Source organism: uncultured Abiotrophia sp., from assembly GCF_963520105.1.
In the GTDB taxonomy this organism is placed as follows: domain Bacteria; phylum Bacillota; class Bacilli; order Lactobacillales; family Aerococcaceae; genus Abiotrophia.
The window spans coordinates 152,958-162,463 of record NZ_CAUQPN010000002.1; the positions used below are offsets into that span (position 1 = coordinate 152,958).

Consider the following 9,506-nt stretch of genomic DNA (forward strand, 5'->3'; position numbering starts at 1 on the left):
AGTAGCAAATAAGAGGTCGGGTTTATACTGATCCCCCGCCCTTAAATTATTAGAGGAGGAGTAGACATGCGCAAATATATCTTCAAGCGCCTAATTTATATGGTCATTGCCTTATTCTGTATTATCACTTTGACCTTCTTCCTGATGCGAATTGCACCAGGGAACCCATTTGCCAGCGAGAAGGCCTTGCCGGCTAACATTCAAGCCCAGCTCAACAAGCAGTATGGCCTGAGCAACCCTTGGTATATCCAGTTCAGAGATTACCTAGTGGGCATTCTCAAGTTCGACTTCGGTTATTCCATGAAGTACCGGGGCCGTTCAACCAACGACATCATCTTTTCTAGTTTCCCAGTATCCTTAGCCCTAGGGATGCAAGCCTTGGTCATCGCCGTTGGTTTGGGGACGACTTTAGGGGTTATTTCTGCCACCTACCATAACAAGGTGCGCGACTATGCCGCGACTGTAGTGGCGGTACTAGGGATTTCTGTGCCTTCCTTTATCTTGGCGGGCTTAATCCAATACCTCTTCGCCGTACAATTGGGCTGGTTCCCAGTGTCTGGTTGGAAAGGATTCAACTACACCATTCTGCCATCCTTGGCTCTCGGCTTAGGTTTCATGGGGAATATTGCCAAATTAACCCGGTCTAGTATGTTGGAACAGAATACCTCCGAGTATGTCAAGCTAGCCAAGGCCAAAGGCCTCAGCAAGTGGAAGATTGTCTTCAAGCACACCTTGCGTAATGCCCTCTTGCCAGTTGTGTCCTACTTAGGGCCACTCTTGGCTGGGGTTGTCACAGGTTCCTTCATTGTCGAAAACATCTTCGCCATTCCAGGTTTGGGTGGCCAGTTCGTTAAGTCCATTACCAACCGTGACTACACGGTCATTATGGGGACCACGGTCTTTTATTCCATCCTGCTCTTATTTGCAGTTTTAGTGGTGGATATTGTCTATATGTGGATTGATCCACGTATTAAGTTAGAAGGAGGCGAGTCAGCGTGAGCCAAGTAGAATATACAGCCCAAGATTTTGAGTTGGTCGGGATCAAAGAAGACCAGACTGACGTCTTAAGCCAGAAGACTACTTCCTTCTGGGGCCAAGTCTTCCATACCTTTGCCCGTAACAAGTTGGCCCTCTTCAGCGTGGCCTTGCTGGTAGTCATTGCCCTTTTAGCTATTTTCGTGCCTATGTTCTGGCCAATTAGCTTTAGTGATCAAACGGGCTCTTACAATACGGCCCCAAATGCCACCTACCTCTTCGGGACCGACAACCTGGGACGGGATGTCTTCGTCCGTGTCTGGGTGGGTGCTCGCATCTCCCTCTTCATCGGCTTGATTGCAGCGGTCATTGACCTAGTAATTGGCGTCCTATGGGGCGCGACAGCTGGCGTCCTAGGGGGACGTGTGGACGATGTCATGATGCGGATTGCCGACGTCTTAACCGCGCTACCTTATCTCTTGGTCGTGGTCCTAGTCATGGTGGTCCTGGACAAGGGCTTGCTACCAATGATTGTGGCCCTATCCTTGACTGGTTGGGTACGTATGGCCCGGATTGTGCGGGGGGAAGTTCTATCTATTAAGAACCAGGAGTATGTCTTAGCTTCTCGGACTTTGGGGGCTAGCACCTGGCACCTAATCCGTCGCCACTTGATTCCAAATGCCTTGGGTGGCATCATCGTCACCATGACCTTATCAATTCCGGGGGCAATCTTTACCGAGTCCTTCCTAAGCTACCTTGGTTTGGGGGTTACCCAACCTATGGCCAGCTGGGGGACCATGGCCTCCGAAGGGAACGAAGCCTTGGCAACAGCCCCATGGCGTCTTATCTTCCCAGCCTTGCTCATCTCCATTACCATCTTCGCCTTCAATACCATTGGCGATGGCTTGCGGGATGCCTTGGATCCAAAATTAAGAAAGTAGGGAGATCTCATGACTGAACCATTGTTAGAAGTAAAGAATCTCCGCATTAATTTCAAGACTTATGCCGGTCTAGTACAGGCAGTACGGGGTGTAGACTTCACCTTGGCCAAGGGTGAGACCCTGGCTATTGTAGGGGAGTCTGGCTCAGGTAAGAGTGTAACCTCTAATGCCTTGATGCGCCTTATTCCGCAGCCTGCTGGTCGTTATGAAGATGGCCAAATCCTCTTCGAGGGCAAGGACCTGCTCAAATTATCTGAACGGGAAATGGAAAGTATCCGCGGTAATGAAATCGCCATGATCTTCCAAGACCCTATGACGGCCCTTAACCCTACCATGCGAGTAGGAAAGCAAATCATGGAAGTTATTCTGACCCACAAGAAAGGGGTCAGCAAGGAAGCTGCTAAGCAACGGGCTATTGAGCTCCTAGCAGAAGTAGGGATTCCAGATCCAGAACGTCGCTTTAAGCAGTATCCTCACGAGTTTTCTGGTGGGATGCGGCAACGGGTGGTCATCGCTATTGCCTTGGCCGCTGAGCCTAAGATCTTGATTGCGGATGAACCAACCACTGCCTTAGACGTGACCATCTAGGCGCAAATCCTGGAACTCATGAAGAAAATTCAAGAGAAGAACGGCAATGCCATTATCTTTATCACCCACGACTTGGGTGTAGTAGCCAATGTGGCTGACCGCGTGGCGGTTATGTATGCCGGCCAAATCGTCGAGTATGGCTCTTCTCATGACATTTTCTATAATCCTAAACATCCTTATACTTGGGGCCTATTGGGCTCTATGCCAGACTTGGATAGTGAAGATAGCGAGGAGCTCTATACCATTCCAGGTGCGCCACCTAACTTGATTAATCCACCACTAGGGGACGCTTTTGCGCCACGTAACCCTTACGCCCTGGCAATTGATTACAAGGCAGAACCACCTTTCTATGAGGTGAGTCCTGGCCACTATGCCAAAACATGGCTACTCCATCCTGAGGCGCCTAAGGTAGAACTACCTGAGGTGATTCGCCACCGGATTGAATCTTATCAAGCGCGTAGAGAAGAGGTGCCACATGCCTAAGAAGTTATTAGAAGTTCAAAACCTAGTCCAACACTTTGGCAAGAAGTCAGCGCCTATTAAGGCCGTTGACGGCATTAGCTTCGATGTCTATGAAGGGGAGACCCTAGGCTTGGTTGGGGAGTCAGGTTGTGGTAAGTCGACGACGGGTCGTTCCATTATTGGCCTCTATGACATCACTGATGGTCAAATCATCTTCGACGGCAAGCCAGTATCAGACCTTAAGTCTCAGGCTCAACGTCAAGCCTTCGCTCGCGACGTGCAAATGATCTTCCAAGATCCTTATGCTTCCCTCAACCCGCGGATGACCGCCGGGGAAATTATTGCCGAAGGTTTTGATATTCATGGCCTCTATCGCAATAAGCAGGAGCGGGCAGACCGCATTGCTGAATTACTGGAAGCAGTGGGTCTCAACCGCGAGCATGCCAACCGCTATGCTCACGAGTTTTCAGGGGGTCAACGTCAACGGCTAGGGATTGCCCGGGCCTTGGCGCTCAAGCCGCGCTTTATCATTGCCGATGAGCCCATTTCAGCCTTGGACGTGTCCATTCAAGCTCAGGTGGTTAACCTGCTCAAACGCCTGCAGAAGGAACGTGGCCTGACCTATCTCTTCATTGCCCACGACCTGTCCATGGTCAAGTACATTAGTGACCGCATTGCGGTGATGTACGCAGGTAAAATCGTCGAAGTAGGCCCAGCCCACGATCTCTATCATTCACCTGTCCACCCTTATACCCGCTCCCTCCTATCAGCGGTTCCTCAACCGGACCCAATTAGTGAGAGCACACGTGTGCGTCAGCCTTATCAACATGAGGCAACCGATGCGCCCCTAAGTCAACATCAAGTAGCAGAGGGCCACTATGTCTATGCCAGCGATGAGCAATTCCAACGCTGGATGCAAGCCCGTTAAGCTAGCTTTTAAGGCTGAGATTGAAATCTCAGCCTTTTTTGGTTACAGCCAGGTTACTATTGTGTAAGCTGAGGCCACCTGGCTTGCATTTAAGAGGCCTGGATGGCACAATAGAAGGAACTTTAGCCAGAGAGTGCAGAGAGGATGTCCGCCATGTCAATCGTTATTCGGTCCGCCAACCCACAAGATGCCCCAAGCCTGAGAGCCATTTACCGGCCTTATGTGGAGCGGACGGTGATTTCCTTCGAGTATGAAGTGCCCTCTGTGTCAGATTTTCGTCAGCGGATTAAGCAGACCCTGGCCCACTATCCCTACTTGGTGGCGGAATTGGAGGGAGAAGTAGTGGGCTATGCCTATGGCTCGGCCTTCCATCCCAGAGCAGCCTACCAGTATGTGGCCGAAGTCTCTGTCTATCTCAAGCGCTCAGTCCGGGGTCAGGGCATCGGGGCCAAGCTCTATGCGGCTCTAGAAGAAGCCTTGCGCCAGCAAGGTATTCGGCGGGTGACCGCCTGTGTGGCCTATCCTGGTGAGGGTAGTGTGGAGTTCCACCTCAAGCAAGGCTATCACCAAGTGGCCTTATTCGAGAAGGTGGGTTATAAATTTGATGCTTGGCAGGATGTGGCCTGGTTCCAGAAAGACCTTTAAGTGGCATCCTATGTTAGATAATCTAACATAACTTGTTACCTCTTCCTTGCAATGTCTGGGACCGTCCTCTATACTGTTGGAGTATATAAAAGGAGTGAACCAGTTTATGAAAGATATGATTAAAAGGCTTATGCTGGTCTTGGTGGTCTTCTTAGGCCTACAAGTACCAAGTGTTAAGGCCGCTGAACATTATGTGATTGCGACGGATACAACCTTTGCACCCTTCGAATTCCAAGACTCCTCAGGCAATTATGTGGGGATTGATATGGACTTACTAGCAGCCATTGCGGAAGCAGAAGGCTTCACCTATGAAATCAAGCCCCTGGGCTTTGCTGCGGCTGTTCAAGCCTTGGAGAGTGACCAAGTAGATGGCGCCATTGCCGGTATGACCATTACCGATGCTCGTAAGGCCAGCTTCGACTTCTCTGATAACTACTATGAGTCCGGTCTCCAATTCGCGGTAGCCGCTGACAGCAAGATTTCGGATCTAGAAGGCTTGCGTGGCAAGAAAATCGCAGTTAAAACTGGGACCGCCGGAGCCGACTTGGCTAACAAGTTGAAGGACGACTACAAGTTCACTGTGGTGACCTTCAAGGATTCGGCTAATATGTATGAAGATGTCTTAACGGGTAACAGTGACGCGACCATCGAAGATGCGCCCGTCATTGCCTATGCCATTAAGAACGGGAATCTCCGCCTCAAGCTTATTGGCGAAAAATTAGAAACCAGCCAAACCGGTTTTGCGGTTAAAAAAGGCAAGAATGCTGAGCTCTTGGCAGCCTTCAACCGTGGCTTGGCTAGCCTCAAATCTTCTGGTAAATACCAAAGTATTTTAGATAAGTATATTGGGGAGGATGCGGAAGCTAGTGCTCAAAACTCCTTCTTCGGTCAAGTGGCTGAGAATGGTCCTGCCCTCTTGTCAGGTTTAGGCACCACCTTGTGGATTGCCTTCATCTCAGTGGCACTAGCCCTCATCTTAGGGATTATCCTAGGCCTATTGCGCGTCCAAGCCAACCCTTGGTTGAGTGGGATTGCCGCAGTCTATGTCGACCTTATGCGTGGGGTGCCCTTGATTGTCCTATCCTTCTTCATCTACTTCGGGATTCCACAAATGACTGGCGTGCGTTTCAGTTCGGCGGCAGCAGGAATCATGACTCTTAGTCTCAACGCGGCGGCCTATGTAGCGGAAATTGTCCGCGGGGGGATTCAAGCCATTGACAAGGGCCAGATGGAAGCCAGCCGCAGTCTAGGGCTCTCTTATGGTAAGACTATGCAGAAGATTATCCTGCCTCAAGCCATCAAGCTCATGATTCCATCCTTCATCAACCAATTCGTCATTACCCTTAAGGACACTTCGATTCTGTCGGTTATCGGCTTGGTCGAATTGACCCAAACCGGGAGCGTCATTATCGCGCGTACCTACCAATCTGGCTCTATGTGGTTGATTGTCGGCCTCATCTACCTGATTGTCATTACGGCCTTAACACGCCTATCCAAACGTCTAGAAGGAGGGAAGTAAGATGACAGAACTCAGCCAAGAAATGCCAAAAGTCCTGGTTCGCGGACTTAAGAAACAATACGGCGATAATGTGGTGCTTAAGTCTATCGACTTAACCATTCAACCGGGGGAAGTAGTCTGTGTCATCGGCCCTTCCGGTTCTGGCAAGTCTACCATGTTACGCTGCCTCAACCGTATGGAAGAAATTAACGGGGGCAAGGTCTTCGTGGATGGGGTAGACATCACAGACCCTAAGGAAGACATCAACAAGATTCGTCAGAATATTGGCATGGTCTTCCAACACTTCAACCTCTTCCCACACTTAAGTGTCTTGGACAATATCACCCTAGCACCTATCGAGCTCAAAGGCCTATCCAAGGTTGAAGCCGAGTCCCTGGCCCTCTATCTCTTAGAGTCAGTTGGCTTGGCCGACAAGGCCCATGTAGCGCCTAACTCCCTGTCCGGGGGACAAAAGCAACGGGTGGCCATCGCCCGAGCCCTGGCTATGCAACCAGATGTCCTGCTCTTCGATGAGCCAACTTCCGCCCTGGACCCTGAGATGGTCGGCGATGTTCTAGACGTTATGAAGCGCTTAGCCGAAGACGGCATGACCATGATTGTGGTCACACACGAAATGGGCTTCGCTCGTGAAGTGGCCGACCGCGTCATCTTCATGGATGGTGGCTTCATCGTCGAAGAAAACGTGCCTGAAGAACTCTTCAGCCATCCAAGCCATGAACGGACCCAAAGCTTCCTGAATAAGGTGCTTCATTAATTAAGCTAACCAGTAAAACCTAGCCACTGCATGGCTAGGTTTTTGCTTACCCTATTTATCTATTACATAGATAAATAGGGTCTGAGTCAGCAAAATTACGTGCTCCATTGGACACAAATTATGGGGCCAGAGCCAATGGGGCTGCTACTAGCCCTTTAATAAAGTGATTGACCGGCCTTTTTAGTCAAAAATCCTTGCTAAATCCGGGAAAATTTGCCACAATGGTAAAGTGAATTCAGAACAGAGGAGACTTATCCATGAACCAAGTCAGTCATTACCTGCCAATCACTGCCTTGCAGGTGCCCGACTATTACTTTGATATCCATTTACCTTCTTGGGAAGAGGTGGCCCGCGTCTTTATCCATCAAGTCGCTAAGCAAGCCTATCCTGAGCTAGCTCAACCAGAGACCAGCCTGACGGACCAGCAGGTGGCAGAACTAGGCTTGCAAGGGGTCAGTAACCTGACCGACCTCAAGCACTATGCTATGGACCTCTTCCGCCAAAGCCAGATCCAGACCCGCTTCTATCAACATATCCTGCCTTTCCTAGCCTCTTATATTGCGGAGACGGCTCAATATGTCCTAGATGCTGAAGATATGGCAACGACCGTCTACAGCCAACTCAAGGAAATGACAGAAGAAGACCCTGATATCGACCAAGACGCCCTTCGGGAAAGCCTAGAGGAAGACTATATCTTCCGCCTAGTAGCTGGCCAGTGGTATGCTGACCAAGGGGGAGGCCTGACCGAGTTAGACTATGACGCCTATATCGTGTCCAGTGCCGTCAACCAGGGGGCGGATGAGATTGCCCTACGGGAACGTTTCTCCTATCCGGACTTCCAAGCCATGATGCCGACTTTAGCCTACACTGAGGCCCTCTTCCAGCACTTCCTGCCACGCTTCCGCTTTGTGATTGCGCCGGCTAATCAAGAAGGGGGGCAGCCAGCTTGAGTCAACCAGCACGGACTCAGTACCATTCCGATCATAAGGGCCAGAAAGCACCTAAGAAGACGCGGACAGAGCAGACGCCTGGCTCCTATAAGCATTACTATTTATTAGCCCTAGGCCTGGTGGCAGGTCTGGTGCTAGTGGCAGCGGCCTTTTTCCTATGGCTCATGCCGCAAATGAAGCAATCGACCGAGCGCTCGCACTTGGCGCGGGCGGCCAACTGGGTGGATACCTATACGGTGGACCTGGATCCCCAGCGGGAGGTATTGGTTGAGGACCTGCGTCAGGTCGACATTCAACCTGAAAACCAAGCGCCTAGCGCCCAGTATTTTACTAAGCAAGAATTAGATAAACGTACCGAGACCTCCTTCGCCCGACGGGTTCGTCAGGTGACCGATACGGATGCCAATGGCTTCGCCTGGTATTGGGGCCAAAAGCAGGAGGAATACCTCTATCGCCATGGCCGGCCTTATACGGGCTGGTTTGGCCAACCTGGTAGTGAGTGGACCTACTATAAGGATGGCCGCCTAGACCAGCAGGCAACCATCGACAAGGAAACGGCTCGCCTACGGGCTGATGAGGCGACCTTTATCCAGTCCTTCGTGCCGAGTTACCAAGCCCGCTTTGTCTACCTCAAGGCTAAGAGTGAACCCATGTATTACGTGGACCGCCAGTCCATTCGTTATTCCATTCTCAACCGCGGTCGGGATGGGCTCTTACTATCTAACTTCCCAGGCCAGCCTAATTCCTACTTCCTAGCCAATACCAACAAGTATGCGGATATTCCTATGGAAGTGACTGAGGAAGCTGTAGTTGATAACCAGACCTGGCTCCATGTGGCCATCGGCTACCAAGACTTGGGCTGGATTCGTCAGGATTTGACCTATCAAGACTATGTCTTAACCAACTATAGCGAGCGTAAGCTCATTGACACCGTCCAGCAAATTATGCGCGAGGAAATCGACAGCATGGGCATTATGGCGGGGGCTTCCTTCGTCGATAATGAGACCATGGCCCAAGTGGATGTGGATAATCAAATCTTCTTCCCTGCCAGCACGCAGAAAATCTATGTCTTGACCGAGCTTTACCGCCAGTACAAGGAAGGCAAGCTCCAGCCAAGCCAGACCATGGCCATGGAAGGTTCTAACATTGTGCCAGGTGCCGGCCATATTAATGAGTCACCGGCAGGGACGGTTTACAGCCTAGATGAGCTGGTCGACTATGTGGCCATCTATAGTGATAACACGGCGGCTAATATGCTGATTGAAGCCGTGGGTGGCGGGGGCATCGTGACCCAGCACGCCCATGAGTTGGGCATGTTGGATACCTATCTGGAAGGTAAATACTACCAGAATGATAATGGCCGCTTCCAGACCACCCCAGATAATGCGGCGCGTCTCTTCGCTAAATTGGCCAACCATGAGCTCAATGGCGAGCCATGGGATTCCATGTTGATTGACAAGTTGCGACTCAACAGCCATTCCTTCCTGCGGACCTATCTCTATGAGACAGATTCCTGGAACAAGTCAGGTCTAGGTGCCCCAGAGCAAAATGATGTGGCCACCTTCGTGACCCAGTACGGCAGCTATTCCATTGCCGTCTACACCAACTCCTGGAGTGACTATGATGCGCGCTTCGACCAAGTAGGCCGCCTGTCCCAACGGGTTTATGAGGCCTTCAACCAGATTCGTTCCGACCTCTGGCACCCTTATGACCCAGAGCAAGGCTTCTATCGTTAAAAATGAAA

At 50.8% G+C, this 9,506-nt stretch carries 8 protein-coding genes and 1 pseudogene; all 9 read left to right on the plus strand.

Going from position 1 to position 9,506, the window contains the following annotated elements; genetic code table 11:
- Positions 1 to 66 precede the first annotated feature (66 nt).
- The 9 genes and pseudogenes from RWO08_RS03890 to RWO08_RS03930 all read left to right on the plus strand — a co-directional run bounded on the left by RWO08_RS03890 (position 67) and on the right by RWO08_RS03930 (position 9,498).
- Positions 67 to 999, plus strand: a complete 933-nt coding sequence (locus RWO08_RS03890; RefSeq protein ID WP_023391453.1) for an ABC transporter permease — start codon at positions 67 to 69, stop codon at positions 997 to 999.
- Positions 996 to 1,916 carry an ABC transporter permease gene (locus RWO08_RS03895; protein ID WP_291428033.1) on the plus strand — a complete coding sequence of 307 codons (921 nt, stop codon included), beginning with the start codon at positions 996 to 998 and terminating at the stop codon, positions 1,914 to 1,916. Before RWO08_RS03890 ends, RWO08_RS03895 begins: the two co-directional genes overlap by 4 nt.
- A gap of 9 nt (positions 1,917 to 1,925) precedes the next feature.
- Positions 1,926 to 2,987: pseudogene (locus RWO08_RS03900) on the plus strand (ABC transporter ATP-binding protein).
- On the plus strand, positions 2,980 to 3,894 hold the full coding sequence (locus RWO08_RS03905; protein ID WP_268442457.1) for an ABC transporter ATP-binding protein: 915 nt from the start codon (positions 2,980 to 2,982) through the stop codon (positions 3,892 to 3,894). Before RWO08_RS03900 ends, RWO08_RS03905 begins: the two are co-directional and overlap by 8 nt.
- 153 nt (positions 3,895 to 4,047) lie before the next feature.
- Positions 4,048 to 4,539: a GNAT family N-acetyltransferase gene (locus RWO08_RS03910; RefSeq protein ID WP_070756178.1), complete on the plus strand. Its 492-nt coding sequence runs from the start codon at positions 4,048 to 4,050 to the stop codon at positions 4,537 to 4,539.
- A gap of 106 nt (positions 4,540 to 4,645) precedes the next feature.
- Entirely contained in the window at positions 4,646 to 6,058 is a 1,413-nt protein-coding gene (locus RWO08_RS03915) for an amino acid ABC transporter substrate-binding protein/permease (protein WP_314211262.1), read from the plus strand.
- Positions 6,059 to 6,080: 22 nt separating this feature from the next.
- Positions 6,081 to 6,812 carry an amino acid ABC transporter ATP-binding protein gene (locus tag RWO08_RS03920; protein ID WP_314211305.1) on the plus strand — a complete coding sequence of 244 codons (732 nt, stop codon included), beginning with the start codon at positions 6,081 to 6,083 and terminating at the stop codon, positions 6,810 to 6,812.
- Positions 6,813 to 7,069: 257 nt separating this feature from the next.
- Positions 7,070 to 7,762: a hypothetical protein gene (locus RWO08_RS03925; RefSeq protein ID WP_314211263.1), complete on the plus strand. Its 693-nt coding sequence runs from the start codon at positions 7,070 to 7,072 to the stop codon at positions 7,760 to 7,762.
- Positions 7,759 to 9,498: a serine hydrolase gene (locus RWO08_RS03930; protein ID WP_314211264.1), complete on the plus strand. Its 1,740-nt coding sequence runs from the start codon at positions 7,759 to 7,761 to the stop codon at positions 9,496 to 9,498. Before RWO08_RS03925 ends, RWO08_RS03930 begins: the two co-directional genes overlap by 4 nt.
- Positions 9,499 to 9,506: the final 8 nt, after the last annotated feature.

Coding starts and splice junctions, on each gene's coding strand:
- RWO08_RS03890 (WP_023391453.1), top strand. CDS start 67: ATGCGCAAATATATCTTCAAGCGCCTAATTTATATGGTCATTGCCTTA.
- RWO08_RS03905 (WP_268442457.1), top strand. CDS start 2,980: ATGCCTAAGAAGTTATTAGAAGTTCAAAACCTAGTCCAACACTTTGGC.
- RWO08_RS03920 (WP_314211305.1), top strand. CDS start 6,081: ATGCCAAAAGTCCTGGTTCGCGGACTTAAGAAACAATACGGCGATAAT.
- RWO08_RS03915 (WP_314211262.1), top strand. CDS start 4,646: ATGAAAGATATGATTAAAAGGCTTATGCTGGTCTTGGTGGTCTTCTTA.
- RWO08_RS03910 (WP_070756178.1), top strand. CDS start 4,048: ATGTCAATCGTTATTCGGTCCGCCAACCCACAAGATGCCCCAAGCCTG.
- RWO08_RS03925 (WP_314211263.1), top strand. CDS start 7,070: ATGAACCAAGTCAGTCATTACCTGCCAATCACTGCCTTGCAGGTGCCC.